The organism is Bradyrhizobium tropiciagri, from assembly GCF_018130545.1.
GTDB lineage: Bacteria > Pseudomonadota > Alphaproteobacteria > Rhizobiales > Xanthobacteraceae > Bradyrhizobium > Bradyrhizobium tropiciagri_A.
In genome coordinates this window covers 548,889-575,020 of record NZ_JAFCKF010000003.1, presented here as the reverse complement: position 1 = coordinate 575,020, position 26,132 = coordinate 548,889, and the positions used below count along the sequence as shown (strand labels likewise).

Sequence of the window (26,132 nt, the reverse complement as noted above, 5' to 3'; positions counted from 1 at the left end):
AATTGCGTCTCCGCGGCTCGAGAAATCCGCATCCCACCGAGGTCATTAATGTCGAATGCAGCCCAGGCTTACGCCCGTACGTCCACGACGACGGCGTCACCACGTGAAATCGAGGCGCAGGCGCTCCTGAAGGCAGCCCGTCAGCTGCAGGAAGTCCAGACCAACTGGAACGGTCCCGACAAGGCGCTCGATCACGCATTGCTGTTCAACCGCCGGCTGTGGTCGATCTTCCTCAGCGCAGCGCAGGGCGACGACAATCCGCAGCCACTCGAGGTGCGGCAGAACATCGCGAACATCGGCGTGTTCGTGATGAAGCAGACCGTCGACATCCAGATGAATCCGGACCCGGCGAAGCTGAAGTCGCTGATCGACATCAACTGCAATCTCGCCGCCGGCCTCTCCGGCCGCGCCTGATCGACCGGTTCACGCGGGAGGCCACGGCATGGCCGACGTATTGAGCATCCTGTCGGCCAACTACAAGGCCGTCGGCCTGACCGTTCCTTCGAACACGCCCTACGTGCCGGTCGATCCGAACCTCTATCAGGGCAGCTGGAGCGGCAAGTACGCCAACAACAAGTCGTTCAACATCTCGGTGTCGAACGTCGATGGCTTCCGCGCCAAGGTGCATTACCAGAGCGACGGCACCAGCAAGTATCAGGACGTGCTGATCAAGGACGGCGCGTTCCGGATCGGCGATACAAAGTTCTCGCTGGTGCAGCAGGGGACGGCGCTGATCGCCAATGTGGTCACCGATCCGGCCACCGGATCGACCTATCTCGACAAGGCCTACGCCACGCAGAAGACCTGAGCGTTCATCGGCTCGCGCGCGTTCTAAGCGCGGCGGTCGGTCGCGTTCGCGCGCGTCGGCGCGTCCTTGCTGAGATCGAGCGTGTGGAAATAGGCACGGCGGCGCAATACGGCTTCTTCCGGAAATTGCCTCACCACCAGGTTGGTTCGATTGTCGACCACCTGATAGACCACGGCGCGCGCGTCGCGGTCGATGATGACCTGGTCGGTGACCGATGGAGCCTGGTTCGAGAGCGACGCGTTGACGGCATTGGGGTCGATCGTGACGCGCACGCTCGGCTCCGGAGCGGTGACGCTCTGGCTCGCGGGCAATTCGGTCTTCACCGCCTTCTGCGCCGTATCACTCACGGGAGTGATCATCGGCGCTGCGACCGGTGCCCCCACCGGCTTGATGTTGAAATCTGTACTCATGGCAGCCTCGTAGTGCACAGGCACTAGTTTGCTTGAGTCAAATCCCAACCCCTCACGATCCGCAACTCTACGGGGAACCTCTCAACAGGCTGTTAGGGAACACGCTGAATGCCGCGCTGCCGGAAGCGCATCGAATTGAGCTAAATTGTCCGCGTCGAGCGCGTCAGAGCGTGCGGCTGACCGCGATCGGCGTCATGTTGCGCGGGCCTGGCGCCGCGCGCTGTCCGTTCGCGGTGTAGGTGTTCGGGATGTTGCGGCGCTGCACCTCGGCATTGACGCCGCGCACGATGCCTTCGGAGACTGCATGCGCGGTCGCAAGCACGGTCAAATTGACCTGCAGCATGGCGCGGAACGTCTCGTGATGCCGCCGCAGCGTCGCCAGCAATTCGGGATCGGTCTGCGCCAGCATCTTCTGCATCGATTTCAGATGTTCGACCGCGAGCATGTAGCGCCGCGACAGCTCCGACTTCTGCGCCTCGAGCCGCATGCCCTCGCGGATCTTGCCGGCGCGGACGAATTCGGTTTCCTGCTCGACGACGGCGAGCAACCCGCTCATCACTTCGGTCAGCTCGTTGGCGAGCCGTGCGACGTCGGGCGGCGTCGACGTTGCGGGCCGCGCGGCGGGCGCGGACGCTGGCCGCTGCTGTGGACGCTGGTTCATCGCGCTGCTCCTCGAGTTAGCTCTTGCCCGCCTGCTGCAGGATCAGCGAGCGGAACACTTCGTTGGAAATGCCGACGCCGCCGGACTTGGCGAAGTTCTTCGAATATTCGTCTGTCAGCATCGAGCGCCACGGTCCGGTGCCGACCGTGTCGCCGTACGGGCCTTCGCCCTTCAGGCCGGTGGTCATCTGCGAGAACATCGAGTTCAGGAACATCGATTCGAAATCGGTCGCCGTCGCCTTCGCCTTGGTGATTTGCTGCGGCGTGACTTTCTTCATCGCATCCTGCAGCACAGGATCGGGACGGCCGTTGAACATCGGCATCAAGGCCTTGTTCGGCATGCTGCCGGTGGTGCTGTTGATCAGGCTCGCCATCACATCACCTCGATGTCGGCTTCGATGGCGCCGGCGGCCTTGATCGCCTGCAGGATGCTGATCAGGTCGCGCGGTCCGATGCCGAGACCGTTGAGGCCGTCGACCAGCTGCTGCAGCGAGACGCCGTTTCTGACCAGCGCAAATTTCTTGCCGTCCTCGCTGACGCCGACGCTGGTGCGCGGCGTCACGACCGTTCGGCCGCGCGACAGCGGATTGGGCTGGCTGACCTGCGGGGCTTCCGAAATCGTGACCGTGAGGTTGCCCTGTGCCACCGCGACGGTCGCGACGCGCACGTCGCGGCCCATCACGATGATGCCGGAGCGCTCGTCGATCACAATCTTGGCGGTGAGGTCGGGATCGACCTGCAACTGCTCGATCTCGGTCAGGAAGGCAACGACGTTGCCCTTGAACTCCGGCGGGACCGAGAGCTGTACGGTGGACGGATCGATCGGCTCGGCAGTCTTGACGCCGAGATAGTCGTTGACCGCGGCGGCGATCCGTTTCGCGGTGGTGAAATCGGCGTTGCGCAGCGCGAGGCGTACATTGGGCAGCCGATTGAGCGCGAACTCGATCTCACGCTCGATGATGGCGCCGTTGGCGATCCGGCCGACCGTCGGCACGCCGCGCACGACGCTGGCGGCGGCACCTTCGGCCGCGAAGCCGGCGACCGCGACCGATCCCTGCGCCACTGCGTAGACATTGCCGTCGGCGCCGAGCAGGGGGGTGACGAGCAGGGTGCCGCCGCGCAGATCCTTGGCATCGCCGAGTGCGGAGACGGTGACGTCCATCCGCGTGCCCTGGGTGCCGAACGCCGGCAGGTTGCCGGTGACCATTACAGCGGCGACGTTGCCGGTGCGGATGGTGGCGCCGCGAATGTTGACGCCCATGCGCTCGAGCATCGCTTGCAGCGATTGCTTGGTGAACGGGATGTTGTTGAGCGTATCGCCGGTGCCGTTGAGGCCGACCACGAGGCCGTAGCCGATCAACTGGTTCTGGCGCACGCCCTCGATATTGGCGAGATCCTTGATCCGCGACGTCGCGGCCGCCGGCATGACGGAGGCCGCCAGCGCCAGCAACGCAGCGCAGGCCACTCCGACTAGATTTACGATGCGGATGCCGGGCATCCCGATGCTCCCCTCGAACTTCAACGCGCGGACCGCGCGACACTCCCATGACGGCGATCCGGCATTAACCATGCGAGCTGCGTGCCACTTCGTTTCGTTCGGGCAATGTATTGATATGTTTATCGAAATTCTTGGACCGCCGTTTGGCTCGGGTTGGCCAGGCAGCGCGAAACTGCCGTGCGGCGGCAGAAATTGCCGGGTCGTTTACGTGTCGTTAACCATAAAACGGTGATGCTCGGCCCATTCAGGCCTGCGGGATCACCCAGATGCGCATCTACGGACCGAACGGCACCACGCTTGGCACGTCCACCAGCTCGACGCGGCGGACCTCGTCGAGCGGCTTCGCGCTGCCGGATGCAACCACCGCGCAGGAAGAGGTCCGCTCCACCACCGCGCCGAAGGCCGCTGCCAGCCTCGATGCACTGCTCGCGCTGCAAGGTGTCGAGGACCCGACCGAACGCCGCAAGCGCTCGGTCGCGCGCGGCAAGGGGGCGCTCGACGTGCTCGACGCACTGAAGCTCGGACTGCTCTCCGGCAATTTCGATTCCTCCACCGTGAACCGGCTGCGCGATGCTGCGGCGAGCCTGAAGGAATCCTCCGGCGATCCCGGCCTCGATGCCGTGCTGAGCGAGATCGAGCTGCGCGTCGAAGTCGAGCTCGCCAAGGCCGGGCAGTACTAGGCTCCGCTCGATCGACTATCTCAGGCCGCTAGTGCCTCACGCCGCCAGCGCCTTGCGCTGCGTGTCGTAGCGGCGTTGCGCGGCCAGCACCTCCTTCAGATTCTGCTCGGCCCAGTCGCGCAGCGGATCGACCGCTTCGGCGAGCGTCAGCCCGAGCGGCGTGATCGAATACTCCACCGTGACCGGAACGGTTGCGATCGCACGGCGGCGCAGCAGCCCGTCGCGCTCCAGGCTCTTCAGCACCTGTGACAGCATTTTCTGCGAGATGCCCTCGATGGCGCGGCGCAGCTGGTTGAAGCGCATCGGCTCGTTGCGCAGCAACAGCAGGATCAGCACCGCCCATTTGTCGCCGACCCGGTCGAGGATCTGGCGCGTCGGGCAATTGGCGGCATAGGCGTCCGGCTTGAGGCTGGCGGCTTTCATCGGGGTTACTCCGGCGTAATCAGGTGAGACAAGAGTGCCTTCTTCACACCTACATCCATTTCGCTATCTAGTCACCATTGGAAACTATCAGTCGGAGACTTGAGATGAAGATCGCCATCGCCGGCGCGTCCGGCCAGGCCGGCTCGCGGCTAACCGCGGAACTGGCCCGCCGCGGCCACGCCGTCACCGCCATCGCCCGCAACCCGGAGAAGATTGCGGCGCTGCCGAACGTGACGGCCGTCAAGGGCGACGTGAACGACCAGGCCGGGCTGGCGGCGCTGTGGGCCGGCCACGATGCCGCGATCAGTTCCGTCCATTTCTCGGTCTCTGACCCGGTCAAGCTGATCGGGGCGGCCAAAGCGTCCGGGGTCGGCCGCTATCTCGTGGTCGGCGGTGCCGGCAGCCTCGAAGTGGCCCCCGGCGTCCGCCTGGTGACCACCCCGAACTTCCCGGCTCAATACAAGGCCGAGGCAACGAAAGGGGCCGAATTCCTTGACCTGCTGCGCCAGGAAAAGGACCTGAACTGGACCTTTTTGTCGCCCTCGGCGCTGTTTGTGCCCGGTGAGCGGACCGGCAAGTTCCGCATCGGCACCGACCAGCTTCTGACCGCAGCCGACGGGAAAAGCTCGATCTCGTTCGAGGATTTCGCAGTTGCACTCGCCGACGAAATCGAGCGCCCGGCCCATATCCGCCAGCGCTTCACGGTCGGCTATTGAGGGGCCGGGACCAGGGATAATACGGCCCCCAGGGAGGGCGGATAAGTTTGCCTGTGCAAGGCCTTGGGGGCCCCCCGCCTTTCGTGGTGGCAGATATTGTCTGTCACATGACGTGGCTATATAAGGCGCCGCGCGGAGGGGTCCTGTTCCCTCCGCCTCACAGGGACATGGCTGCCTTTGGAAAAGCTGAAGAACTACCGGCCGACTGAAAAAGAGCCTTTCATGAATGAGCGGCAGCGCGACTATTTCCGCGCCAAGCTGCTGGCCTGGAAGGATGAGATCCTCCGCGAATCGAAGGTCACGCTGCAGACGTTGCAGGAAGAGAACGTCAATCACCCCGACCTCGCGGACCGAGCTTCCTCGGAAACCGACCGCGCGATCGAACTCCGTGCCCGGGATCGTCAGCGCAAGCTGATCTCCAAGATCGACGCGGCGCTCCAGCGCATCGAAGACAACACCTACGGCTATTGCGAAGAGACCGGTGACCCGATCTCGCTGAAGCGGCTCGAAGCCCGCCCGATCGCGACGCTGTCGGTGGAGGCGCAGGAACGCCACGAGAAGCGCGAGAAGGTCTATCGCGACGAATAGTGGTGGGGTGACCACCACCGATTGATTCCGGCGCGCACCGGTTGCAGGTTCGCGCCGCCATGATGACACGCATTCTCAACGTCGCCTCGGTGTTCTTCCTGGGCTGATCTGGTTCCGCAAGGAAACACGCTTCCAACGGGGAAGCGCTGATCGTCGCTGCGAGCCCGCGCTCGTGGGATTCCAGTGAACCGAGTGTCGGGAGAGGGGCCGAGCCCCGATGCTTCGGCAACTCGAGATCATTCAGCCGGTTGCCACTCCGACCGTCGTCTCGCTCGTCTCCGCCTGACGGCGCGGGCCGAACGCCTTCGACCACGCCAGCAGTTCGCGGAACGCCGGCGTCAGGTTCCACGCCGAATCCGTCAGCTCGTATGCGACCTGCAGCGGCTTCTTGGCGAGGACCTTGCGCGACACCAGGCCGTCGCGCTCGAGCTCGCGCAGTTGCGCGGTCAGCATGTGCTGGGTGATCGGCACCAGCGCGCGGCGCAACGCGCCGAACCGCACACCGCCATTCATCAGCGTGAACAGGATCTCAAGCTTCCATTTTCCTCCGAGCGCGTGGATCGCGTGCTTGAACTCGATCAGCAGGCTCGGGTCGGTCGGGCAGCTCTCGCATTCACCGCCGTCACACAGTTCGCTGGTATTGTTTTCCATACCGGTCTCGAATTTCATTCTACTTGTCCAACGTCAGATAGTGACCAGATGCGGGCTGTGCAGGGTGGGCGGCGCACTGTCCGATCCCGCCGAACCATCAAGAGGGCGAGGACATGAGCACGGTTTTGGTCACGGGCGGCTCGGGCTTCATCGGCGTGCATACCATTCTGCAGCTGCTCGCCGATGGGCACGCGGTGCGAACCACGGTGCGCAATCCGGATCGCAGCAGGGACGTGATTGCGATGCTGCGCGAGGGCGGCGCGCTGACGGCCGACCAGGTCGGCTTCGTCACTGCCGACCTGCTGCGCGACGACGGCTGGCGCGAGGCGGCCGCTGGGTGCGACTACGTGCTGCATGTCGCATCGCCGCTCGGTGCTCACGTGCCGGAGGACGAGAACGAGCTGATCGTTCCGGCGCGGGAAGGCACGCTGCGGGTGTTGCGCGCGGCGCGTGATGCCGGCGTCAAGCGTGTCGTCGTCACATCGTCGTTCGCCGCGATCGGCTATGGCCACCCGCCGCAAGCCAAACCGTTCGATGAGACCGTGTGGTCCAATCTGGATGGCCCCGATGTGCAGGCCTATCCGAAATCCAAGACGCTGGCCGAGCGCGCCGCCTGGGATTTCATCGCCCGCGAAGGAGGTGGCCTCGAGCTTGCGGTGGTCAATCCCACCGCCGTGTTCGGCCCGGCGCTCGGCGCCGACTTCTCGGAGTCGATCGGCATCATCAAGGCGCTGCTCGACGGCGCGATGCCGGCGGTGCCGCGGATCCATTTCGGCCTGGTCGACGTGCGCGACGTCGCCGACCTGCATCTGCGCGCCATGACATCGCCCAAGGCCAAGGGCGAGCGGTTCCTCGCGGTCGCCGGCGAGACCATGTCGGTGCTGCAAGTGGCGCGGGTGCTGCGCAAAAAACTCGGCAGCAAGGCGCGGGGAGTGCCCCGGTTCCAGGCGCCGGACTGGATGACGCGGCTCGCCGCGCGGCGCAACCCGTTGGCCCGCGCTGCGCTACCGCTGCTCGGCAAGGTGCGCCGCGCGACCAGCGCGAAGGCACAGAGCCTGCTCGGCTGGCGCCCGCGCGGCAATGAGGAGATGCTGGTCGCCACCGCCGAGAGCCTGATTAGGCTGGGCTTGGTCAAGGCCTGACGGCCGCTCCCGTCCAGCGTGCTTGCCAGACGCGTCGGCGAGTGCTGAATTGCCGTGAGCAGACGCTGGCGCCACCGCGCTGGCGAGAACTTCAGGGAGGCTGCGCAGATGGATCGGGTCCTCGCGGCCGCAAAGGCGATCGCCAGTGCGCGTCGCAATCGCGCGCCGCTCAAGGCGCTTCCCAAGGACGTCGTGCCGCTTGACGAGGCCGAAGGCTATCAGGTGCAGTACGCGCTGCACGATCTGCTGCAGCCGCAGGTCGGTAGCCTGGTCGGCTACAAGATCGGCTGCACCAGCGCGGTGATGCAGGAGTACATCAACATCCCGCATCCCTGCGGCGGCGGCATATTCGAGAAGGTGGTGCATGACAGCGGCGTGCGGCTGCCGGCAGCCGATTTCGTCCATGTCGGCGTCGAGTGCGAGATCGCGGTGCGGCTGGCGCGCAACCTCGCGCCGAGCGAAGCGCCGTTCACCGCTGAATGGGTCGCGGAGGCGATCGAGGCCTATCATCCCGCGATCGAGATCGTCGACGACCGCTACGTCAAATGGGAGACGCTGGGCGCGCCGACGCTGATCGCCGACGACTTCTTCGCCGCCGGCTGCGTGCTCGGCGAAGCCGTGCCGCGCATCACCGTGCCCGATCTGCGCGCGGTCACCGGGCGCGCGATTGTCAACGGCAAGGAGGAAGGGCGCGGCACCGGCGCCGACGTGCTGGGCCATCCCCACAACGCGCTCGCCTGGCTCGCCAATCATCTCGCCACCGAGGGCCGCGGCCTGCATGCCGGGCAGATCGTGATGACCGGCAGCCTGGTCAAGACGATCTGGCTGAACGCGGGCGACGCGGTCGTGATGGAGCTCGATGGTCTCGGCAAGGTGGAAGCGACGTTCACGTGAGGGGGCGTTAGGTGGCGAGCCTGCCTGCAAATAAAGCCGTCGTCCCTGCGAAAGCAGGGACCCATAACCACGAACTTTGATTGTTGTGCGCCGCTGGAACGACGAGCGTCTTTGACAACAGCCGCTGCGGCGTATGGGTCCCTGCTTTCGCAGGGACGACACTGAATGTGCGGAGCAACCTTCGCCTGATTTTCCAAGCTCTGCACGTCGATGGTCACTGCTCCGGCTGACCGTCCGCGCACATCTGAACCGTGCCGTCCCACAGGGCCCTGACCGCGTCGAACGGCACCGTCACCCTGGCATATTTGCGGTTGAACCAGATGCCGACCTCGAAGCCGTCGTCCGTCACCACGAGGCGATCGAATTCATGTTGCAGGATGATCGTGATCTCCTCGGGGTATGTCTCGATCACGGCGGCAGGCAGTTTCACGCCACGCGCTTTGGTCGCGAAGGTGATGTTGACGGGCCGGTCCTCCGCGGCACGGCGCAGCGACGCCGTCATGTCGATCCGCTTCGCCGCGGTGCTGCACGGCTCGGCGCCGGCGTGCGTCGTCAATGAACCCGCCAGCAACAGCACCCCAGCAATCCCGGCGCGCCGGCGCCACATCCGCCTTCTCCATGTTGATCACATGGTTTCAGTGGCCGCGGGCCGCGCCGAGGTTCAAATCGCCGGTCGCTTGGCGTCCGCCACCAGTTCGACCTTGCCGTTGACCAGCCGGTAGACTGCGCCGACGATCCTGAGCTTGCCCTGATCGACCGCGGCGCTGAGGATCGGCGTCGCCGCTTTGAGCTTCGCGACGTTGTCGATGACGTTCTGCCGGATGGCGCTGGCGAGGTGGTCGCCCGGGCCGCCTTCGGTCGCCTTCACGGCGGGCGCGATCGCAGTGACCAGCGAGGGCAGATGACCGGGCAGGGTGGTGTTGTCCTTCAGCGACTTGATCGCGGCGTCGACCGCGCCGCAGCTGTCATGGCCGAGCACCATGAACAGCGGCACGCCGAGCACGGCCTGTGCATATTCGAGGCTCGCGATCATCTCATCGCTGGCGAAATTGCCGGCGACGCGGCAGACGAACAGATCGCCGCGGGCGGTGTCGAAGGCATATTCCGGTGCGATGCGGGAGTCGGCGCAACTCAGGATGCCCGCGAACGGATTCTGTCCGCCGGCTAGCGCTTCGCGCTCGTGCTTGAAATCATGCCGCCGCGACACGCCTTCGACATAGCGCAGATTGCCCTTCAGCAGCCGGTCGAGCGCCGCATCGGGCGGCACCACGTTCTGCGGCTTCGGCGGCGGTTTTGTCTCCTTGGCTGTCGCAGGCGGCGCAAAGGCAAAACTGGCGGCGGTGCAAGCTGCGGCAGCGAGGAAACGGCGTCGGGAGGTTTGGCTCGGAGGAGTGACGTCGCAGAGTTGGCACATCAAGGTTCTCCGTGAACAAGGACCGCATCCGCGCGATATTTGTAGGTCATGCGCGGTGCCGTCGCAACGAGCCGCTATGTCCACAACCGTCGTCCTGGCCTAGTGCGCAATTGCGCACGGGGGCAGGACCCATAACCACTGCGTTCGGTGATGCATGGGATGGTGGCCCCGGCGTCGTGCAACAATTGAGAATTGGGGTAATGGGTCCTGGCTTTCGCCAGGACGACGATTGGAATGGTTTAGTGCTTGAGCCGATAGCCCGCGGCGTACTGGATCGCCTAGTTAGCCTACGACCGGTTCGCTGCCTTAGATAGCCGTTTGGCTATGGGAATCCGACGAGGACAGTTCGGGGTTGATTTGCCCGACTCGCGAAAAATCGAGCATTTCCTGCCAATGTAAGTTCCTAGTTGACTTACCCATAGCTGGTTGGTTATACGTAAACCCATAGCCAATGGGTTATAGATTGATGCCAGATGCTCATGACGTGCTGTTTCGAACGCTTGCAGACCCGACCCGCCGGGCGATCTTCGAGCGCCTGTGTCGCGAGGGCGAGCAGACCGTCGGCGCGCTGACGGCGCGGGCCAGAATCTCGCAGCCGGCGGTGTCGAAACATCTCGGCGTGCTGAAGCAGGCGGGGCTGGTGCGCGATCGCCATGAAGGGCGGCAGACGCATTACAGCGCACAACTCGGCGCGCTGGCGCCGCTGATCGACTGGACCAGCCAGATGGCGGGCTTCTGGCAGAACCGGTTCGACCACCTCGAAGATCTCCTCAAAAGGATGGACCAATGAACAACACCAGCCGTGAAACGCGCTCCGCGATCGTCGAGCGCGAATTTCCTCATCCGCCGGAAAAGCTCTGGCGCGCGCTGACGCAACCACATCTGATGGAGGAGTGGCTGATGAAGAACGATTTCAAGCCGGAGGTCGGGCACAGCTTCAATCTGCGCGGCGAGTGGGGCGGCGTGCTCGACTGCAAGGTGCTCACTGTCGAGCCGCACCGGACGCTGTCCTACACCTGGAATTTTGCGCATGAGGATGCCGCCTACAATCTCGAGAGCGTAGTGGTGTTCACGCTGACGCCGACGGCGAAGGGCACCCATCTGCGCGTCGAGCAGTCCGGCTTCCAGCCGCATCAGAAGCAGGCCTATGGCGGCGCCCATGCCGGATGGAAACAGTTCTTCGAGAACCTCGATCAGCTGATGGCGCGGCCGGAGTGAGGTTGGCGCTCGTCGCACACCATCCAACAGGAGATCACATGAACTGGAACAACTGGATCAGGCAATTTCACCGCTGGCTCTCGATCGTCTTCACGGTCGCGGTCATCATCAACATCGTCGCCATGCTGCTGCAGCTGCAGGCGGTCTGGATCGGCCTGCTGGCCTTGTTCCCACTGATCCCCATGCTGCTCAGCGGCCTGTATCTGTTCGCATTGCCCTATCTGGCACCGCGGCGCGCATCCCGAGTATGATCGCATAGGGCAGGCAGGGAACGCGAGGCAGACATGACGGCATCGGAACAGATCGACCGGATGATCGAGGATCTCACCGACTGGCGCGGCAAGACGTTGGCCAGCCTGCGCAAGAGCATCCTCGCCGCCGACCCTGAAATCATCGAAGAGTGGAAATGGATGGGCAGCCCGGTGTGGTCGCGCGACGGCATCATCGCGGTTGGCAACGCCCACAAGGGCAAGGTGAAGCTGACCTTCATGTATGGTGCGCAGCTGCCGGACCCGGACAGGCTGTTCAACACCGGCTTCGAGGGTAATGTGCGGCGCGCGATCGATTTGTTCGAGGGCGACAAGATCAACGCCCCTGCGCTGAAGGCGCTGATCCGGGCCGCGATCGAGCTCAACCAGGGCAAATCCAGGAAATCTGGGAAGAAGCCGGCGAAGAAATCAGCGAACAAGCCGGCCGCCGGCGTCCGCGCGGTCGCAAAGAAAAAGGCGTGAGCCGCGGCGGTATGCTGCTCGTGACCCATCCCAGATGATCAGGACCAGCCTCGCCACGGCGTCGGATGCCGATGCCATTTCCGCGCTGCTGGAGGCCAATAGCGGCGAGCGAGGCGGCATGTTGCTTGGGCAATGGCCGCGCGAGGCGATCGAGGCGCACATTGCACGCGGGCACCCGATCGTGATCGCGGCCGACGAGCAAGGCAGCTTGCTCGGCGCGCTCCTGACGTCGGAAAGGGGCTTCGACGATGCGCCACCCGTGCAGGCCATGCTGAAGGCGTGGCCGGGCGGTCCCGACGCATATGTGTATGGTCCCGTGTGCGTCTCCCAGGACGCACGCGGTCTCGGCGTCCTCGAGGCGCTGTACGCGAAGCTTCAGGCGACGTTCCCCGGCCGCGATGCGATCCTGTTCATCAGGGAGGACAATCCGCGTTCGCTCAAGGCGCATCTGCGGCTCGGCATGCGCGAGGTCGCGCGATACGAGTTCGGTGGCAAGATTTTCATTGTCCTGAGCGACGGGCCTTAGGTCCGGCCCCCGCTGGCCTCGCGAAGAGCGTACAATGCACACTGTGGTGATGACCAAGTCTTAGGAGTTCTGCCGGCAGATGATCTGGGCTCCTTGGACAGATCGGCGTTGCCATCGGGCTGCTTTCCGGATGAGACGATAAACATGGCGGATCGTGAGCAGAAGCTGAGGCTAGCCCTTGAGGCGATAACGCGCCGATATCCGCACTTTCATGATGCGAAGGCGGTAAGCCGGCTTATTGCGGACAAGGGCGTGCCTCACCGCGAGCAAATGATGCTCGCCGCTGTCGTCGAAGCGGTCCTGCAGTGCTTTGACCGCTACGAAGATCGTCATGCCTTGCTGCTGGATGATGAACGGCTGACCATACTATCCGACGAGGAAATGCTGGTACTCCCCCAGGTGCCAGCGATGCCCGTGGCTGTGGACGCGGTCAATGCGCTCGCTGAGTTCGGGCTGATGAAGGTTCATCCGCGCTCCGACGGTTCGGATCGAGCCCTCCGCGACGGTATCGCTCAACACGGCGAAACGGTCCTGGTGATGGCTCCAGCCGCGGACCCGTTCGTGGGGCCAGCTCCCATGGCCTTCTGTCTCGCGGAGTGGACCGAAATGGGCAAGGCGTTTCTTGCGGAGAACATGCAAGCGTGGGGCGCGTGGGAGGATCCGTTCGTGGTCCGCGCCGAGAAGAACCGCAAGATCACGGCAATCTTCGTTGACTGGACAAATAAGGGTGCGATCGCCGCCGCCTATTTTCTTGCCTTCCTCTTCATGGCCTGGATTGTCGACCACGGCTTTCATCGATAGCGGGCAATCGCAGCCGGGATGTGCGCAGCGATTTTCGGTTACCACATGTCGCGCGGCGCTCATGCGGGCTACAAGACCACGAACTCGCAACCCGGTTGCGGCCCGTCAGGCTTTCGTATGCACGATCACCGGACCCGCAACCGCGGTGGCTTGCCCGATCAGCAACGGGCCGAGATTGTCATCGATCCAGGCCAGCGCGCGGCGGTTGGCTTCCTCGGCGCCGGCATGGTTGTTGAAGACGCTGATCGCGGTGACGGTATCGTCGCCGGCATAGACGACGTAATAGGCCATGAAGCCTTCGACGTCGCTGATGATCGGAATTGCGCCTTCCTTGATCCGGCGCGCGAGTTCTTCGGCGCTACCGGATTTCGCCTTGGCGTGACGGATGGCGGCATACATGCGTTCCTCCTTCCGGCTGCATCGATCGTGCTGCGCTTCGCGCATGCGCGATCGTACGCCTGACCGGGCGGAGATGCCATCGGGATTGCGGCTACATCAGCTGAAACGGCGGGTCACGATCGGCGCGCGGCGGTCGGTGAGCTTCGGCAACCGCGCGACATCCGCGCGCGTCGTCGTGGTCCTCGGCCCGGGGGCGGGCTCCGGCTCGTGCTGCTGCAGAAACAAGGTAGCTTCGAACACCACGCCCGGGGCCTCTTTGGCCGTGCCCGAGCACACCGCCCGGTTGCCGTTGAAAATGCCGGTCAGCTGCGCCTCGACCTCGTCGCATCCGAACACGGTGGTGAACGGGCCGTCGGCATATCGGTGCGTCGTCAGCACCGCCGTGAAGCGGTCCTCATCGAGCTGATAGCTGCCGCCATAGGTGAACATGGCGTCGCCGCCACTGATCTTGCCGTTTGCCAGCTGGACTATTCCGGTGCCTTCGCCGTTCGGCGTGCGGAACCACGCCGCATATTGTCCGTCTCTTTGCATGACTGTCATACAAATAGAAAACCCTGCGTTGTCCCCTAGCTACGTTGCAAGCAGCGGGACTTCTACTGCGGGTTGCTGCAAGGGTTAACGAACCGAGAAGCCGATCGCGCGACTTGCGCGCAGAGGTATCGGACTGGTGGGCGACGATTGTTCGCGTGCACGGCACCGGTCACAACAAGCCACGGCCCTCGCCAGGGGAGCTGACGAGGGCCGTGTTGGTACACCGCGCCGCGCCTAGGTTCGCGACGAGATGTGGGAGCTCAGAAAGAAAGTTAGAACGGCAGCAGCACGTCGAGGACCTGTTGACCGTAGCGCGGCTGTTGGACGTCGGTGATCTGACCGCGGCCGCCATAGGCGATGCGGGCCTGGGCGATCTTCGAGGAGTCGATGGTGTTGTCGCTCTGGATGTCCTCCGGGCGGACGATGCCGGCCACGACCAGCTCGCGGATCTCGTAGTTGACGCGGATCTCCTGTTTGCCCTCGACCACCAGATTGCCGTTCGGCAGCAACTGGGTGACGACGGCGGCGACGTTGGTCTGCAGCGCTTCCTGGCGGTTGACCGAGCCCTTGCCGTCGCTGGAGGCGGTCGAGTCGGCGGTCAGGATGCGGCCCGGCAGGATCTTGTTCGCCTGTGTGATGGTCTGCGATCCCAGGAAGTTGGTGACCCCGGAGTCTTCCGAGTTGGTGCGGCTGCGCTGGGTTTCGTTGGCGATTGCGGCCTTGTCGGTGATGTTCACCGTGATGGTCAGAATGTCGCCGACGCGCGAAGCGCGCTGGTCCTTGAAGAAGGCGCGCGAGCCACTGCGCCACAGCGAGTTCGGGCTGTAGGAGGCGACCTCGGGCTTCGGCATCGGCATCTGGACCGGCTTGTAGCCGGGCTGCGTCGTCGGATTGTCGATCGACGTCAACTTCGGCTGCTCGCCGATCTGGGAGAGACGGTCGATCGACGAGCAACCGCTGGCGATCGTTCCGAGTGCGAGCAGCGCACCGGTCAGGACGAGGCGGTTGATACGGTACTGGGACATGAACTTTACTCGGCGTTTGGTGCGACTGAACTCAGCTTGACGGGAGCAGAAATTGAAGAGGTGGCGTCGGCGTCAGGCGCTGCGCGCGGGGTCGCGACCGAGATCGAGACCTCGCCGCGGCCGGTGACGACGCCGGAGATGGAGCGCTTGGACTGCAAATTCATCACGTTGACGACGTCGCCCTCGGCGCCGCCGTCGATCGCCTTGCCGCGGATCGTGAGATAGATGCCGGCGGTGCGGTAGATCAACGTGACGTTCTGGTCGCGGGTGACGAGATCGGGTTTCGCCATGTCGGCGACGCGCAGCGCCTGGCCGGCGCGGACCTGGCGGCGCATCTGCATGCCGATGGTGCCGTCGCGCGTCGCCGCGTCGTTGCCGATGTCGGCCTTCGGACGGCGTTCGATCGTCACGTCGGAGGCCTTCAGCACGTCGCCGCGCTCGACACTGCGCGTCAGCACGGCGGCCTCGATGGTCTCGATCGCGGTGCCGGTGAGCCGCATCTTGTAGGGCGCCGTGCCGGCGTCGTTCCCGATCTCGAAGGTCACGTCGAAGCGCGTCGAGCGCGCGTCGTAGCGCACGGAGACCGGCTGCATCGTGCCGGTATTGGTGGCCTCGAGCCTGATGTCGCCGGGATCGCGGTCGAAGGTCAGCGCAATGTTGCCGGCCCTGCCGAGCCCGTGACGGCCCTCCAGCGCGCGCGACACCTGCTGCTCGATCTCCTTGTTGTCGATGGTGCGCGCCAGCCGCGTGACCGTGATTTCCTTCAGCTCGCGGGTGTCGACGCCGATGACCTGGTGCGTGCGGAGCACGTTCAGCACCTGCGCGACCGGCAGCGTGCCTGTGGTGCCGAGATCGGGGGCGCGGTAGATCGCGATACTGCCGGCGCTGCCGGCATTGTCGATGAGGTCGCCGACCCGCACGATGTCGTCGGCGACCGTGATGCTGGCGCGCAGCGTCGGTACCGCGATGGGCTCGCTGCGGCTTTGCGCGGCGGCCGGTGCCACGGTGAGCGCGAGGAGCGCGGCTGCGATCAGGAGAGGGCGGGCGATCATCGCGATCATCCTCAGCGGAACAGGTTGGAGGTCGACTGCATCATCTGATCGGCCGCGGAGACCACCTTCGAGTTCATCTCGTAGGCGCGCTGCGCTGCGATCAGGTCGGAGATCTCCGAGACCACCTCGACATTGGCCTGTTCGAGGTTGCTCTGCTGCATGTCGCCGTAGCCGTCGGTGTTGGCGGTGCCGTCCTGCGGCTGGCCGGAGGCCGGCGTTTCCTGGAACAAATTGTCGCCGATCGGCATCAGGCCGGCTTTGTTGATGAAGCGGGTCAGGCCGATCGTGCCGATCGTGGTCGATGCGGTCTGGCCCGGCAGCGTCACCGAGACCTGGCCCTGCGCATTGATGGTGAGGCCGGAGGCGTTCTGCGGGATCGTGATCGTCGGCTGCAGCAGATTGCCCTGCGCGTTGACGATGCGGCCCTGGTTGTCCATCTGGAACGAGCCGTCGCGGGTGTAGGTGAAGGTGCCGTCCGGCATCAGGATCTTGAAGAAGCCTTCGCCGCGGATCGCGATGTCGAGATCGTTGCCGGTCGGCGACAGCGTGCCCTGGGTCATCATGCGCGGCGTGCCGACGGTCTTGACGCCGCCGCCGAGGTCGATGCCCATCGGCATGATGGTGTTCTGGTCGGATGCCTGCGCGCCGACCCGGCGCACATGGTCGTAGATCAGGTCCTGGAACGCGGCGCGCTGCTTCTTGTAGCCCGTGGTGCGCAGGTTCGCGATGTTGTTGGAGATCACCTGAACAGAGAGTTCCTGTGCCGCCATTCCGGTCGCTGCAGTATAAAGTGCGCGCATCAGTCAATCCCCCGGATCAGTTCGGCACGTCGGCGAGCTTCTCGATCGCCGATTTGTGCAGGTCGCTCTGCTGCTGCAGCAACGAGGCGATTTGGGTGTAGGTCCGCGTGATCTCGATCATGCGGCTCATCTCGACGACGGAATTGACGTTCGACTTCTCGATGAAGCCCTGGCGGATCTGGGATTTGGTGTCCGCCAGCGGCTGTGTGCCTTCGCCCGGCGCGTAGAGATTGGAGCCTTCCTTGAGCAGGCGCTGGGCCTGCGCGAACGACACCAGGCGCAGCTTGCCGCGGATCGAATCGAGCCGGGATGTGCCCTCGAGCACGCTGACGTTGCCGTCGGGGGCGATGTTGACGTCGTGATCGGTCTGCTGAAAGGTGATCGGGCCGGAGGTGCCGAGCACCTGGTAGCCGGATGCGGTGACCAGCTGGCCGCGATTGTTGATCTGCAAATTGCCTTCGCGGGTGTAGCGCTCGCCGCCCGGCGTCTGCACCACCAGGAAGGCGTTGCCGTCGATCGCGACGTCGAGCGGGTTCTTGGTCTCTTCGGTCGGGCCCTGCGAGAAGTCGTGGAACGTCGCTCGGTCCTGCACGAACGAGACGCGGCGGTCGGAGGACGCGAAATTGTCCTCATGCGCGTTCGAGGACAGATATTCCTCGAACAGCGACCGGTCGGCCTTGTAGCCGTTGGTGTTCATGTTCGCGATGTTGTTGGAAACGACATCCATCTGCCGTTCCAGCACCATCTGCTTCGATAGTCCGACCAGAAGCGTATTCTGCATCGGTGGTTCTCCCCTGTGAGGTGATCCGGATGCAGGTTCTCCCAAACCTTCACGCCGGACCGTCGGTAACCATTGGGTTCTCCCAAACCCGCTCGTTACGCCATCCTCTCAGCGAAAGTCGTGCCAACTCGGAATGTGTAGATATTTGAATGGCTTAGGTGTTCATCCGGGGGCGCCGCGGGGCGGCAGAAAGGTCTTGTTGACCATGTTTGCCCGGCAGTTTTTTCCTAGTGGATGGTAAATCCTAAGCTTCCGTTAACCATTATGAATCTAGCGTTGCCGGCAGTGGGGCGCGTGTGCGCCGGCGGCATTTGTATCGCGTCTTCAGGCCAAAGCTGGGGCAAATCGCGTTCGCATCCTTCAGAGTGAAGCGAGCGGACGATGGCGGACGAGGAAAAGACGGAAGGCGGCGAAGGCGCGGCCGCTCCGAAGAAGGGCAAGCTCAAGCTGATCATTGCCGTCGTCGGCTTCCTCGTCGTGCTTGGCGCGGGCGCCGGCGGCTGGTTCTTCTTCATGCGCGGCCACGGCGAGGAGCAGCACGCCGAAGCGCCGCCACCGAAGCCGCCGAGCTTCGTCGACATCCCTGACATGCTGGTCAATCTGGTCGGGGCGCCCGGCGAGCGCGTGCAATATCTCAAGCTGAAGCTTGTGCTCGAGGTCAAGGAAGAGAAGCAGGCCGAGGCGATCAAGCCTTCGCTGCCACGCGTCACCGATATCTTCCAGACCTACATGCGCGAACTGCGCCCGAGCGATCTCAACGGCTCGGCTGGCCTGTTCCGCCTCAAGGAAGAGCTGACCAAGCGCGTCAATCTCGCGCTGGCGCCCAACCAGGTCAACGCGGTGCTGTTCAAGGAAGTCGTGATCCAGTGACGGGGTGGATGTAAAGCCATGGCCGGCAACGACCAGATGGACCAGGACGCCATTGCGGCCCAATGGGAAGCCTCGCTCGATTCCGAGGATCCCGCGGCGGCCGCGGCGGAAGCTGCCAAGAACGAACTCACCGAGAACATGGCGCTGCAATGGGCCGCCATGGTCGAGGACGGCAGCCGCGACTTCGGCGGTAAAACCAATGGCGAGCGCGTGCTGTCGCAGGAGGAGATCGACAATCTCCTCGGCTTCACGGTCGGCGACGTCAGCCTCGACGATCATTCCGGCATCCGCGCCATCATCGATTCCGCGATGGTGTCCTACGAGCGTCTGCCGATGCTCGAAATCGTGTTCGACCGCCTGGTGCGGTTGATGACGACATCGTTGCGCAATTTCACCTCCGACAACGTCGAAGTCTCGCTCGACCGCATCACCTCGGTGCGCTTCGGCGACTACATGAACTCGATCCCGCTGCCGGCCGTGCTTTCGGTGTTCAAGGCGGAGGAGTGGGAGAATTTCGGCCTCGCCATGGTCGATTCCAACCTGATCTATTCGATGATCGACGTGCTGCTCGGCGGCCGCCGCGGCCAGACCCAGCTCAAGATCGAGGGCCGGCCTTACACCACGATCGAGACCAATCTGGTCAAGCGGCTGGTCGAGGTGGTGCTGTCGGATGCCGAGCAGGCGTTCCGGCCGTTGTCGCCGGTGACCTTCACCATCGACCGGCTCGAGACCAATCCGCGCTTTGCGGCGATCTCTCGCCCGGCCAATGCCGCGATCCTGGTGCGGCTGCGCATCGACATGGAAGACCGTGGCGGCAATGTCGAATTGCTGCTGCCCTATGCCACCATCGAACCGATCCGCAACGTGCTGTTGCAGATGTTCATGGGCGAAAAATTCGGCCGCGATCCGATCTGGGAAGGCCATTTCGCCACCGAAGTGGCGCAGGCCGAGATCTCGGTCGACGCGGTGCTGTACGAGGCCGACATCCCGCTGAAGGAGCTGATGAAGCTCAAGGTCGGCGACACCTTGCCGCTGGACATCCGCTCCGACGCGCTGGTTTCGGTCCGGTGCGGCAACGTCACCCTGACCGAAGGCCGCATGGGCCGCGTCGGCGACCGGGTCGCGATCCGCGTCACCAAGAATTTGCGCAAACCCCAAACCACCTTCGCGATGTTCGAGAAGGCGGATGAGCGGACCAAGATGATGGAGGCACCATGAGTCATGTGCTTGGACTAGCGATCGAGAGTCTGGTAGCCATGCTGCTGATGCTCACCATCGGCTATTGCTGGCTGCTCAACAAGCGGCTGCAGCGGCTGAAGGCGGACGAGCATTCGCTGAAGGCGACGATCGCGGAATTGATCACCGCGACCGAGATCGCAGAGCGGGCAATCGGCGGGTTGAAGCACGCGGTGCGCGACGTCAACGAGAATCTCGGCAACCAGCTCGACGCGGCGACCCAGATGTCGGCGCAGTTGAAGAACCAGCTCGCCGAAGGCGATGGCGTGGTGCGCCGGCTGTCCAAGATCGCGATGGCCGCGCGGCCGCCGGAGCCCGTGCATGCGCCGGCCCAAGCAGCCGCGCCAGTGGCGCCGGCGCCCAGGGTTTCTGCCGCCCGCGCGGTTGCCGCGGCGGCTGAAGCCTTCACCGAGCGCAGGAGGGCCGGCGGTCTCGCTGCATGAAGTTGCTTCGTGACATCAGAGTGATGCCCGTGGTGCTGGTCGCGATCTTCGGCCTGATGGTGCTGAAGGTCGCGGGCCTCGTGCTCGATGGCGGTTACGTCTTTGCCGAGGACGCGCCGCTGGCCGCCCCGGCCGGCCCCTCTTGGGCGCAGCAGAATTTCAACTTCCCCGGCGCGAGCAAGGCGGTTGCTGACAGCAAGCTCAAGGCCGATCCCGGCGATATCACGGGATCAGTCGAGCACAAGGACGCCAAGAAGGACGAGGCACCGAAGCCGGCCGCCCCGGCCGCAGAGGCGCCGAAGCCGGACGGTGTGGTGGTCAATCTCGATGCGCCGCCGCAGGTGTCGGCATCCGAGCGCGCCATCCTGGAACGACTGCAGGCGCGCCGTCAGGAGCTCGAGACGCGCGCGCGCGAGGTCGATATCCGCGAAGGCCTGTTGAAGGCGGCCGAGAAACGCATCGAGGCCAAGGTCGAGGAAGCCAAGGCCAACGATGCCAAGGCCAATGCCGATGCTACGGCAAAGGCGGAAGCCGAGGCGGCGCGCTTCAAGGGCATCGTCACCATGTACGAGAACATGAAGCCGAAGGACGCCGCCAAGGTGTTCGATCGTCTGGAAATGGGAGTGCTCTACCAGATCGCCTCGCAGATCCAGCCGCGCAAGATGTCCGACATTCTCGGCCTGATGCAGCCCGAGGCCGCCGAACGCCTCACCGTCGAACTCGCCCGCCGCGCCGGCGGCGACAAGTCGGCCTCGACCGACGATCTTCCCAAGATCGAAGGCAAGATGCTCGCGCCGAAGACGAATTGAGGGGGCGTTGGCCCTTCACGATCGTCATTCCGGGGCTCGCGGAGCGAGAACCCGGAATCCATTCATCCAGAGAGCCTGTGGACCCATGGATTCCGGGCTCGCGCCAAGAGACGCGTCCCGGAATGACCGACCTCCAAAACATTGCGTAACCTCGCGTTCGCAATCCGTTGACGTTAACAGCTCCTTAACGCCGCCCGATCCAAGATCGGGACGCGTGGGCGAGGGCGCTTCGCGCTGATATGGCTTGAGTCCGAGAAGACGTTTCGAGATGGCGCGAACGGCTGCCGCTGAAACATGGTCGCTAGGCCGCGCCTGGGCGCGGACCGCGCGTCTGTGCCTGCTCGCCACCGGCCTTGCTCTCACGACACTGACATATTCGACCGCGGCGCGGGCCGAAGACCCGGTGCCGGGTGAGGCGACATTCTCGGCTGCGAACGGCTATGCCCGGCTGGTGCTGAAGCTGAAGGAGGATGTCGAATCGGAGGTCACGACCGCCGGCTCGATCATCGTGATCCGCTTCAAGCGTCCGGTCGATATCCCCGTCGAGCAAGTGTCGGATGCGGTGCCCGATTACGTCGGCGCCGCCCGCCGTGATCCGGATGGTTCGGCGATCCGCCTGTCGCTGGCGCGCCGCGTCACCATCAACACCATGACCGCCGGCGAACGCATCTTCGTCGACTTCCTGCCCGACAGTTGGACCGGTCCGCCGCCGTCGCTGCCGCAGGAGGTGATCCGCGAGCTGGCGGAGCGCGCCCGTGCCGCGGAGCGGTTGCTGCGCGTCCAGCGCGCGGCCGACGCCGCCAAGAAGAAGCCGCCGATCCGGGTCCGTGCGCTGGTGCAGCCGACCTTCGTCCGCTTCGTGTTCGAGGTTCCCGACGGGGTCAGCGTCTCCTCGGTGCTGAACGAGCAGAAGCTGTCGCTATCCTTCAATTCGGTGCTGAGCTTCGATCTTGCCGATGCCAAGGTCGCCGCGCCGCCGAATGTTGCTTCGATCAGTTCGCGCTCCGACACGGACACCTCGGCGGTCGACGTGACGCTGATCGGCGATGTCGACGTGCATTCGTTCCGCGACGAGAAGAACTACATCGTCGATGTCGCATTCCAGCAGAACGAGCAACAACAGGCGGCAAAGCCCTCGCTGAGCTCGCTGTTGCCGACGCCGCGCGGTAAGAAGGGCACAGCCGGGATCGCGCCGGTCACATCGGAAAGCATCGCGCAGCAGGCCAAGATCGAGATCAAGCCTGAGCAGCCCAAAGCGGAGCCGGCCAAATCCGAGCCGCCGCAATCCGAGCCGGTCAAATCAGAGCAGGCTACGCCGGAACAGCCGGCCGCAGCACCCGCCAAAACCGAAGCACCGAGATCCGAGCTGCCGAATGCCGAACTGCCGAAGATCGTGGCGGTTCCGGCGGCTGAGGTCGAGAATGCGGCTACACCGGCCGCACCACGTGAGGGCAGCGCCGGCGCTGCGCAGGAGCAGGCCAAGCCGACCGCGAGCGAGGCGCCGAAACCTGCGCCTCCTGTTGCAACCGCGCCGGCAATGGACGCGCTGAAGCCCGCCGCTGCGCCGTCGCCTGCCGCGGCCCGCGCTAGCGGTAGTCCTGCAGTCGACGCCCAGCGCGACAGCGATGGGCTGCGGGTGACATTCTCATTCCCGGGTGCGACGCCGGCGGCTTTGTTCCGGCGCGCTGACACGGTGTGGATGGTGTTCGACACGGCCGATCCGATCGATGTCGATCCGATCCGCGCCAAGGGCGGCGCGCTGATCTCGGATGTCAGCCGGATTGCGCTGGACAAGGGGCAGGCGGTGCGCTTCCGCCTCAACCGGCCGCAGATGCCGTCACTGGAAAGCGACGACCGCTCGCGCGGCGTGAGCTGGACGCTGACCTTTGCCGACCGGGTGCAGAAGCCGCCGCTGCCGCTCACCGTGGTGCGCAACATCTCGGAACCCTCGCTCGCCAATGTCAGCGTGCCGCTCGCCAATCCCGGCCTGCTGCACAAGCTTGTCGATCCCGATGCCGGCGATACGCTCTGGGTCGTAACCGCGCCGCCGCCGACCCGCGGCATCATCAAGCGGCAGGATTTCGTCGAGCTGTCGCTGCTGGAATCGATCCACGGCGTGGTGGTTCATCCGAATGCGGATGACATCAAGGCGGAGGTCGGCGCCGACAAGGTGATGCTGGGCCGGCCCGGCGGCCTGACGCTGTCCTCGGCCGACATGGCCGCCGAGCGCGCCACCGCGGCGGTGAAGCCGCTGTTCGATCGGGACGAATGGCGCAGGAACCAGTCGGAGAATTTCCTCAAGCAGCTCGACGGCCTGATTGGGGCGGCATCGACCGCCAACGCCGAGCAGCTGCCGCAGGCGCGGCTCGATCTTGCCGAATTCTACATGGCGCGCGGCATGTACCAGGAAGCACACGGCGTCACCAACCTGATCCTGTCCGAGAGCAAGCGCGGCAGCGAGACAGCGTCCGTGGTGATGGTGCACGCGGTCGCCAGCATCCTGATCGGGCATCCGGCGCGCGCGATCAAGGATCTCGCCAATCCCGTGATCGGCAATGGTTATGATTCTCAATTGTGGAAGGGACTCGCCTTCGCCCGCGAGGGCAAATGGCCCGAGGCGCGCGAGAAGTTCAAGAACGCCGAATTCGCCGTCGCGACGCTGCCGCCTGACCTGCAGCGCATCGTCACCATGGACTCGATGAAGGCCTCGCTCGAGGTCAAGGACTATGCCGGCGCCGCACGGCGCAAGAGCGATCTCGATGTGGTCGGCGTTCCCGATGAGCTGAAGCCTGCGGTCGCCGTGCTGCGCGGCCGGCTCGCCGAAGCGCTCGGCCAGGAGAAGGACGCGCTCGACGCCTACCGCTTCGCCGCCAATTCGACCGACCGCCAGGCCGCGGCCGAGGGCAAGCTGCTCGAGACGCTGCTCAAGCAGAAGCGCGGCGAGATCGGCCGCGACGATGTGCTGAAGGAGCTCGAGCTGTTGTCGATGATGTGGCGCGGCGACAATATCGAGCTGAAGACGCTCTATGAGCTGTCGAAGATCTACTCCGAGACCGCACGCTATGCCGACGCCTTTGCGGTGACGCGTGCGGCGACCCGGCTGCAGCCGAATGCGCCGGAATCGCGCCAGGCGCAGGATGCCGCTTCCGCGCTGTTCGTGCAGCTCTATCTCGGACCGAAGGGCGACGAGATGGCGCCGATCGATGCGCTCGGCACCTTCTATGAATATCGCGAGTTGACGCCGATCGGCCGCCGCGGCGACGAGATGATCCGCCGGCTCGCCGACCGTCTCGTCGGCGTCGATCTGCTCGACCAGGCTGCCGACCTGCTGCAATACCAGGTCGACAAGCGGCTCGAAGGCGCGGCGCGCGCCCAGGTCGCCGCGCGGCTTGCGATGGTCTATCTGATGAACCGCAAGCCCGACCGCGCCATCGGCGCGCTGCGCTCGACCCGGATCGCGGACCTCTCCGGCGAGCTGCGCCAGCAGCGGCTGCTGCTGGAGGCGCGCGCGCAGAGCGATGTCGGCCGGCACGACCTCGCGCTCGACATCATCTCGAACATCACCGGCCGCGAGGCGATCCGGCTGCGCTCCGATATCTATTGGGCGTCGCGGCACTGGCGCGAGGCCTCCGAGCAGATCGAGCTCTATTACGGCGACCGCTGGCGCGACTTCACCCCACTCAATCCGGGCGAGAAGGCCGATGTCATCCGCGCCGTGGTCGGTTACGCGCTCGCCGAGGATGCCATCGGGCTGTCCCGGTTCCGCGAGAAATACGCGCCGCTGATGTCCGGCGATGCCGACAAGCTAGCATTCGATGCGGCCAGCAAGCCGGTCGCGACCTCGAGCGCCGAATTCGCCCAGATCGCGCGGATGGCCGCCAGCGTCGACACGCTCGACGGCTTCATCCGCGAGATGAAGACCCGCTTCCCCGACGCCACCGCCCGCGCGCCGCTGCCCGATCCGGTCTCGACCGGATCGGTGCCCGACAAGCCGCAGGCCGCGCCGGTGAGCGTGTTACCCGCCATCAAGGGCGAACGCCGCGCCAGCGCGGCGCAGTAACGGCGCAGCGACTTACGGTCCGGGTGTCACCCATGCCGTCGAAATGATCCCCTTGTCATCGAGCGCGATACGCCAGTGTGCGGCGCCGTTGGCGTGCCTGACGCTGTAGACGTCTTCGCCTTGCTCGCCGACACCGAGAAAGCGGATCGACCGGATGTTGCCGAGGTCCGCGAGCGGCTGAAGCCACTGCATCTGCTTGCGGGTGGCCGCCGCTAGCGCCGGGCTCATCTCGTTGTAGTCGGGATTCCCCGATGCGATCCCATCGATCAGGCGATGAAGCGCAGCCTCGGTTCCAGGACTGGCCGACTGGTCCTTGACGCGCTCCGCCGTCTGATCGGCGATCTTCGTTGCCGTCGCGGCGTCGATGCGCGCCATCGGAATATCGCTACCGTTCTGATGCAGAACCAGCGAGTTGGCGCGTCCGTCCGGTCCGACAACGAAGCTGACCTGCGCATCGACAATCTTGGCGAAGAATTCGGTTGCGCTCTCCGCAAAGAACCGCACCGGGCGCTGTCCGGTAAGTTGCATCACCAGATGAAGTCCGTCGGACGTCACCGTGAATACGGCGCGGTCGTTGAGCTGGTAGAACCCGGAATAATTATCGAGCGCGACTGGATCGACGGCGATCTCCTGCCGCGCCGTGATCGGCGGTGATTCCGCAGCGGGGTCCGCTGCCTGGGCCGACATGCTCGGCGGCCCGGCGGCCTGGATCCGCGCCGCCAGCGTGTTCCAGTCGCGTTGACCGAACAATCTGGCGATCAGCTCCAGGCTGTCGCTGTGGGTGAGGGGGATCGATTTGGCGGCGAGCGCTTCGCGCAGCGTCTGCGCCATGGCCTTGGCATCACGGAAGTCGCGCATGGATCAACCTTTGCATCGACGAACGGAAAGCGTCAGGGGCTTGCGTTGCTGACCCGTTCGTGCGGGCAAAGGAAGCCTGAAATTGGCTTGATACATTCACCGTCCCCG

At 64.7% G+C, this 26,132-nt stretch carries 33 protein-coding genes; 18 read left to right on the top strand and 15 right to left on the bottom strand.

From position 1 onward, the window contains the following. Window positions 1–48 precede the first annotated feature (48 nt). Together flaF and JQ616_RS15525 are read left to right on the top strand one after the other, a co-directional pair. Window positions 49–414, top strand: coding sequence for a flagellar biosynthesis regulator FlaF (flaF, locus tag JQ616_RS15530; RefSeq protein ID WP_212015618.1), 366 nt, complete (start codon window positions 49–51; stop codon window positions 412–414). A 28-nt stretch (window positions 415–442) separates the two neighbouring features. Further along, on the top strand, window positions 443–808 hold the full coding sequence (locus tag JQ616_RS15525; protein ID WP_212015617.1) for a hypothetical protein: 366 nt from the start codon (window positions 443–445) through the stop codon (window positions 806–808). A gap of 23 nt (window positions 809–831) precedes the next feature. Here JQ616_RS15525 and JQ616_RS15520 read toward each other — a convergent pair whose 3' ends face one another. The 4 genes from JQ616_RS15520 to JQ616_RS15505 all read right to left on the bottom strand — a co-directional run bounded on the left by JQ616_RS15520 (window position 832) and on the right by JQ616_RS15505 (window position 3,376). Then, window positions 832–1,218: a hypothetical protein gene (locus JQ616_RS15520; protein WP_212015616.1), complete on the bottom strand. Its 387-nt coding sequence runs from the start codon at window positions 1,216–1,218 to the stop codon at window positions 832–834. Window positions 1,219–1,381: 163 nt separating this feature from the next. Continuing rightward, window positions 1,382–1,879 (bottom strand): hypothetical protein, encoded by a 498-nt coding sequence (locus JQ616_RS15515; protein WP_212015614.1) that lies wholly within the window; start codon window positions 1,877–1,879, stop codon window positions 1,382–1,384. Window positions 1,880–1,895: 16 nt separating this feature from the next. Further along, window positions 1,896–2,252, bottom strand: coding sequence for a flagellar assembly peptidoglycan hydrolase FlgJ (gene flgJ / locus JQ616_RS15510; protein ID WP_212015612.1), 357 nt, complete (start codon window positions 2,250–2,252; stop codon window positions 1,896–1,898). Further along, the gene (locus tag JQ616_RS15505; protein WP_212015610.1) at window positions 2,252–3,376 is read right to left on the bottom strand and encodes a flagellar basal body P-ring protein FlgI; all 1,125 of its coding nucleotides are present in this window, start codon (window positions 3,374–3,376) and stop codon (window positions 2,252–2,254) included. The genes flgJ and JQ616_RS15505 overlap by 1 nt, the downstream gene beginning before the upstream one ends. 266 nt (window positions 3,377–3,642) lie before the next feature. On the opposite strand from JQ616_RS15505, the gene JQ616_RS15500 reads away from it, so the two are divergent. After that, a complete protein-coding gene (locus JQ616_RS15500) occupies window positions 3,643–4,056 on the top strand; it encodes a flagellar assembly protein FliX (RefSeq protein WP_212015609.1) in 414 nt (137 codons plus the stop codon). A gap of 36 nt (window positions 4,057–4,092) precedes the next feature. Here the strand turns inward: JQ616_RS15500 and JQ616_RS15495 are convergent, their stop codons facing one another. Continuing rightward, the gene (locus tag JQ616_RS15495) at window positions 4,093–4,479 is read right to left on the bottom strand and encodes a winged helix-turn-helix transcriptional regulator (RefSeq protein ID WP_212015608.1); all 387 of its coding nucleotides are present in this window, start codon (window positions 4,477–4,479) and stop codon (window positions 4,093–4,095) included. Between the two features lie 104 nt (window positions 4,480–4,583). Here JQ616_RS15495 and JQ616_RS15490 point away from each other — a divergent pair, with 104 nt between their 5' ends. Together JQ616_RS15490 and dksA are read left to right on the top strand one after the other, a co-directional pair. Beyond that, the gene (locus tag JQ616_RS15490) at window positions 4,584–5,195 is read left to right on the top strand and encodes an NAD(P)-dependent oxidoreductase (RefSeq protein WP_212015607.1); all 612 of its coding nucleotides are present in this window, start codon (window positions 4,584–4,586) and stop codon (window positions 5,193–5,195) included. A gap of 222 nt (window positions 5,196–5,417) precedes the next feature. Next, window positions 5,418–5,783 carry an RNA polymerase-binding protein DksA gene (gene dksA, locus JQ616_RS15485; protein ID WP_021077973.1) on the top strand — a complete coding sequence of 122 codons (366 nt, stop codon included), beginning with the start codon at window positions 5,418–5,420 and terminating at the stop codon, window positions 5,781–5,783. 240 nt (window positions 5,784–6,023) lie between these two features. Here the strand turns inward: dksA and JQ616_RS15480 are convergent, their stop codons facing one another. Beyond that, entirely contained in the window at window positions 6,024–6,452 is a 429-nt protein-coding gene (locus tag JQ616_RS15480) for a winged helix-turn-helix transcriptional regulator (RefSeq protein WP_212015606.1), read from the bottom strand. 95 nt (window positions 6,453–6,547) lie between these two features. Here JQ616_RS15480 and JQ616_RS15475 point away from each other — a divergent pair, with 95 nt between their 5' ends. Further along, complete coding sequence (locus JQ616_RS15475) at window positions 6,548–7,576, top strand: SDR family oxidoreductase (RefSeq protein WP_212015605.1); 1,029 nt, start codon at window positions 6,548–6,550, stop codon at window positions 7,574–7,576. A 108-nt stretch (window positions 7,577–7,684) separates the two neighbouring features. Further along, a complete protein-coding gene (locus JQ616_RS15470; protein WP_212015604.1) occupies window positions 7,685–8,470 on the top strand; it encodes a 2-keto-4-pentenoate hydratase in 786 nt (261 codons plus the stop codon). Window positions 8,471–8,684: 214 nt separating this feature from the next. On the opposite strand, the gene JQ616_RS15465 is transcribed toward JQ616_RS15470, so the two are convergent. Together JQ616_RS15465 and JQ616_RS15460 are read right to left on the bottom strand one after the other, a co-directional pair. Then, entirely contained in the window at window positions 8,685–9,077 is a 393-nt protein-coding gene (locus JQ616_RS15465; RefSeq protein ID WP_212015602.1) for a ClpXP protease specificity-enhancing factor SspB, read from the bottom strand. 54 nt (window positions 9,078–9,131) lie between these two features. Next, complete coding sequence (locus JQ616_RS15460; protein WP_212015600.1) at window positions 9,132–9,884, bottom strand: carbonic anhydrase; 753 nt, start codon at window positions 9,882–9,884, stop codon at window positions 9,132–9,134. Between the two features lie 466 nt (window positions 9,885–10,350). Here JQ616_RS15460 and JQ616_RS15455 point away from each other — a divergent pair, with 466 nt between their 5' ends. From JQ616_RS15455 to JQ616_RS15430, 6 genes are all read left to right on the top strand, one after another. Then, the gene (locus JQ616_RS15455; protein WP_163154645.1) at window positions 10,351–10,674 is read left to right on the top strand and encodes an ArsR/SmtB family transcription factor; all 324 of its coding nucleotides are present in this window, start codon (window positions 10,351–10,353) and stop codon (window positions 10,672–10,674) included. Then, entirely contained in the window at window positions 10,671–11,102 is a 432-nt protein-coding gene (locus JQ616_RS15450; protein ID WP_212015598.1) for an SRPBCC family protein, read from the top strand. Before JQ616_RS15455 ends, JQ616_RS15450 begins: the two co-directional genes overlap by 4 nt. A 38-nt stretch (window positions 11,103–11,140) precedes the next feature. Next, window positions 11,141–11,353 (top strand): hypothetical protein, encoded by a 213-nt coding sequence (locus JQ616_RS15445; RefSeq protein WP_212015596.1) that lies wholly within the window; start codon window positions 11,141–11,143, stop codon window positions 11,351–11,353. Window positions 11,354–11,386: 33 nt separating this feature from the next. Further along, window positions 11,387–11,833 (top strand): DUF1801 domain-containing protein, encoded by a 447-nt coding sequence (locus JQ616_RS15440; RefSeq protein WP_212015594.1) that lies wholly within the window; start codon window positions 11,387–11,389, stop codon window positions 11,831–11,833. Between the two features lie 34 nt (window positions 11,834–11,867). Beyond that, complete coding sequence (locus JQ616_RS15435) at window positions 11,868–12,359, top strand: GNAT family N-acetyltransferase (RefSeq protein ID WP_212015593.1); 492 nt, start codon at window positions 11,868–11,870, stop codon at window positions 12,357–12,359. A gap of 144 nt (window positions 12,360–12,503) precedes the next feature. Continuing rightward, complete coding sequence (locus JQ616_RS15430) at window positions 12,504–13,160, top strand: hypothetical protein (RefSeq protein ID WP_212015591.1); 657 nt, start codon at window positions 12,504–12,506, stop codon at window positions 13,158–13,160. 105 nt (window positions 13,161–13,265) lie between these two features. Here the strand turns inward: JQ616_RS15430 and JQ616_RS15425 are convergent, their stop codons facing one another. From JQ616_RS15425 to flgF, 6 genes are all read right to left on the bottom strand, one after another. Further along, entirely contained in the window at window positions 13,266–13,559 is a 294-nt protein-coding gene (locus JQ616_RS15425; protein WP_212015589.1) for an antibiotic biosynthesis monooxygenase, read from the bottom strand. A gap of 96 nt (window positions 13,560–13,655) precedes the next feature. Further along, window positions 13,656–14,090: a hypothetical protein gene (locus JQ616_RS15420; protein ID WP_212015587.1), complete on the bottom strand. Its 435-nt coding sequence runs from the start codon at window positions 14,088–14,090 to the stop codon at window positions 13,656–13,658. A gap of 272 nt (window positions 14,091–14,362) precedes the next feature. Continuing rightward, entirely contained in the window at window positions 14,363–15,115 is a 753-nt protein-coding gene (flgH, locus tag JQ616_RS15415) for a flagellar basal body L-ring protein FlgH (RefSeq protein ID WP_212015585.1), read from the bottom strand. A 5-nt stretch (window positions 15,116–15,120) separates the two neighbouring features. After that, window positions 15,121–16,176 carry a flagellar basal body P-ring formation chaperone FlgA gene (gene flgA, locus JQ616_RS15410; protein WP_212015583.1) on the bottom strand — a complete coding sequence of 352 codons (1,056 nt, stop codon included), beginning with the start codon at window positions 16,174–16,176 and terminating at the stop codon, window positions 15,121–15,123. Between the two features lie 2 nt (window positions 16,177–16,178). After that, on the bottom strand, window positions 16,179–16,967 hold the full coding sequence (flgG, locus tag JQ616_RS15405) for a flagellar basal-body rod protein FlgG (protein ID WP_212015582.1): 789 nt from the start codon (window positions 16,965–16,967) through the stop codon (window positions 16,179–16,181). A gap of 16 nt (window positions 16,968–16,983) precedes the next feature. Continuing rightward, window positions 16,984–17,748 carry a flagellar basal-body rod protein FlgF gene (gene flgF, locus JQ616_RS15400; protein WP_212015580.1) on the bottom strand — a complete coding sequence of 255 codons (765 nt, stop codon included), beginning with the start codon at window positions 17,746–17,748 and terminating at the stop codon, window positions 16,984–16,986. A gap of 381 nt (window positions 17,749–18,129) precedes the next feature. On the opposite strand from flgF, the gene fliL reads away from it, so the two are divergent. From fliL to JQ616_RS15375, 5 genes are all read left to right on the top strand, one after another. Next, complete coding sequence (fliL, locus tag JQ616_RS15395) at window positions 18,130–18,618, top strand: flagellar basal body-associated protein FliL (RefSeq protein WP_212015578.1); 489 nt, start codon at window positions 18,130–18,132, stop codon at window positions 18,616–18,618. An 18-nt stretch (window positions 18,619–18,636) separates the two neighbouring features. Further along, complete coding sequence (fliM, locus tag JQ616_RS15390) at window positions 18,637–19,836, top strand: flagellar motor switch protein FliM (RefSeq protein WP_076858773.1); 1,200 nt, start codon at window positions 18,637–18,639, stop codon at window positions 19,834–19,836. Further along, window positions 19,833–20,297, top strand: coding sequence for a DUF6468 domain-containing protein (locus JQ616_RS15385; RefSeq protein ID WP_212015576.1), 465 nt, complete (start codon window positions 19,833–19,835; stop codon window positions 20,295–20,297). Before fliM ends, JQ616_RS15385 begins: the two co-directional genes overlap by 4 nt. Then, on the top strand, window positions 20,294–21,106 hold the full coding sequence (locus tag JQ616_RS15380) for a MotE family protein (protein WP_212015574.1): 813 nt from the start codon (window positions 20,294–20,296) through the stop codon (window positions 21,104–21,106). The genes JQ616_RS15385 and JQ616_RS15380 overlap by 4 nt, the downstream gene beginning before the upstream one ends. A 268-nt stretch (window positions 21,107–21,374) precedes the next feature. Further along, complete coding sequence (locus tag JQ616_RS15375) at window positions 21,375–25,166, top strand: tetratricopeptide repeat protein (RefSeq protein ID WP_212015572.1); 3,792 nt, start codon at window positions 21,375–21,377, stop codon at window positions 25,164–25,166. A 12-nt stretch (window positions 25,167–25,178) separates the two neighbouring features. On the opposite strand, the gene JQ616_RS15370 is transcribed toward JQ616_RS15375, so the two are convergent. Beyond that, a complete protein-coding gene (locus JQ616_RS15370; RefSeq protein WP_212015570.1) occupies window positions 25,179–26,024 on the bottom strand; it encodes a glyoxalase superfamily protein in 846 nt (281 codons plus the stop codon). Between the last annotated feature and the right edge of the window lie 108 nt (window positions 26,025–26,132).

Coding starts and splice junctions, on each gene's coding strand:
- flgA (WP_212015583.1), bottom strand. CDS start 16,176: ATGATCGCGATGATCGCCCGCCCTCTCCTGATCGCAGCCGCGCTCCTC.
- JQ616_RS15380 (WP_212015574.1), top strand. CDS start 20,294: ATGAAGTTGCTTCGTGACATCAGAGTGATGCCCGTGGTGCTGGTCGCG.
- flgJ (WP_212015612.1), bottom strand. CDS start 2,252: ATGGCGAGCCTGATCAACAGCACCACCGGCAGCATGCCGAACAAGGCC.
- JQ616_RS15420 (WP_212015587.1), bottom strand. CDS start 14,090: ATGCAAAGAGACGGACAATATGCGGCGTGGTTCCGCACGCCGAACGGC.
- JQ616_RS15460 (WP_212015600.1), bottom strand. CDS start 9,884: ATGTGCCAACTCTGCGACGTCACTCCTCCGAGCCAAACCTCCCGACGC.
- fliL (WP_212015578.1), top strand. CDS start 18,130: ATGGCGGACGAGGAAAAGACGGAAGGCGGCGAAGGCGCGGCCGCTCCG.
- JQ616_RS15385 (WP_212015576.1), top strand. CDS start 19,833: ATGAGTCATGTGCTTGGACTAGCGATCGAGAGTCTGGTAGCCATGCTG.
- JQ616_RS15435 (WP_212015593.1), top strand. CDS start 11,868: ATGATCAGGACCAGCCTCGCCACGGCGTCGGATGCCGATGCCATTTCC.
- JQ616_RS15375 (WP_212015572.1), top strand. CDS start 21,375: ATGGCGCGAACGGCTGCCGCTGAAACATGGTCGCTAGGCCGCGCCTGG.
- JQ616_RS15370 (WP_212015570.1), bottom strand. CDS start 26,024: ATGCGCGACTTCCGTGATGCCAAGGCCATGGCGCAGACGCTGCGCGAA.
- dksA (WP_021077973.1), top strand. CDS start 5,418: ATGAATGAGCGGCAGCGCGACTATTTCCGCGCCAAGCTGCTGGCCTGG.
- JQ616_RS15430 (WP_212015591.1), top strand. CDS start 12,504: ATGGCGGATCGTGAGCAGAAGCTGAGGCTAGCCCTTGAGGCGATAACG.
- JQ616_RS15445 (WP_212015596.1), top strand. CDS start 11,141: ATGAACTGGAACAACTGGATCAGGCAATTTCACCGCTGGCTCTCGATC.
- flgF (WP_212015580.1), bottom strand. CDS start 17,748: ATGCAGAATACGCTTCTGGTCGGACTATCGAAGCAGATGGTGCTGGAA.
- fliM (WP_076858773.1), top strand. CDS start 18,637: ATGGCCGGCAACGACCAGATGGACCAGGACGCCATTGCGGCCCAATGG.
- flaF (WP_212015618.1), top strand. CDS start 49: ATGTCGAATGCAGCCCAGGCTTACGCCCGTACGTCCACGACGACGGCG.
- JQ616_RS15450 (WP_212015598.1), top strand. CDS start 10,671: ATGAACAACACCAGCCGTGAAACGCGCTCCGCGATCGTCGAGCGCGAA.
- flgG (WP_212015582.1), bottom strand. CDS start 16,967: ATGCGCGCACTTTATACTGCAGCGACCGGAATGGCGGCACAGGAACTC.
- JQ616_RS15475 (WP_212015605.1), top strand. CDS start 6,548: ATGAGCACGGTTTTGGTCACGGGCGGCTCGGGCTTCATCGGCGTGCAT.
- JQ616_RS15520 (WP_212015616.1), bottom strand. CDS start 1,218: ATGAGTACAGATTTCAACATCAAGCCGGTGGGGGCACCGGTCGCAGCG.
- JQ616_RS15440 (WP_212015594.1), top strand. CDS start 11,387: ATGACGGCATCGGAACAGATCGACCGGATGATCGAGGATCTCACCGAC.
- JQ616_RS15490 (WP_212015607.1), top strand. CDS start 4,584: ATGAAGATCGCCATCGCCGGCGCGTCCGGCCAGGCCGGCTCGCGGCTA.
- JQ616_RS15455 (WP_163154645.1), top strand. CDS start 10,351: ATGCCAGATGCTCATGACGTGCTGTTTCGAACGCTTGCAGACCCGACC.
- JQ616_RS15465 (WP_212015602.1), bottom strand. CDS start 9,077: ATGTGGCGCCGGCGCGCCGGGATTGCTGGGGTGCTGTTGCTGGCGGGT.
- JQ616_RS15515 (WP_212015614.1), bottom strand. CDS start 1,879: ATGAACCAGCGTCCACAGCAGCGGCCAGCGTCCGCGCCCGCCGCGCGG.
- JQ616_RS15425 (WP_212015589.1), bottom strand. CDS start 13,559: ATGTATGCCGCCATCCGTCACGCCAAGGCGAAATCCGGTAGCGCCGAA.
- JQ616_RS15500 (WP_212015609.1), top strand. CDS start 3,643: ATGCGCATCTACGGACCGAACGGCACCACGCTTGGCACGTCCACCAGC.
- flgH (WP_212015585.1), bottom strand. CDS start 15,115: ATGTCCCAGTACCGTATCAACCGCCTCGTCCTGACCGGTGCGCTGCTC.
- JQ616_RS15480 (WP_212015606.1), bottom strand. CDS start 6,452: ATGAAATTCGAGACCGGTATGGAAAACAATACCAGCGAACTGTGTGAC.
- JQ616_RS15495 (WP_212015608.1), bottom strand. CDS start 4,479: ATGAAAGCCGCCAGCCTCAAGCCGGACGCCTATGCCGCCAATTGCCCG.
- JQ616_RS15470 (WP_212015604.1), top strand. CDS start 7,685: ATGGATCGGGTCCTCGCGGCCGCAAAGGCGATCGCCAGTGCGCGTCGC.
- JQ616_RS15525 (WP_212015617.1), top strand. CDS start 443: ATGGCCGACGTATTGAGCATCCTGTCGGCCAACTACAAGGCCGTCGGC.
- JQ616_RS15505 (WP_212015610.1), bottom strand. CDS start 3,376: ATGCCCGGCATCCGCATCGTAAATCTAGTCGGAGTGGCCTGCGCTGCG.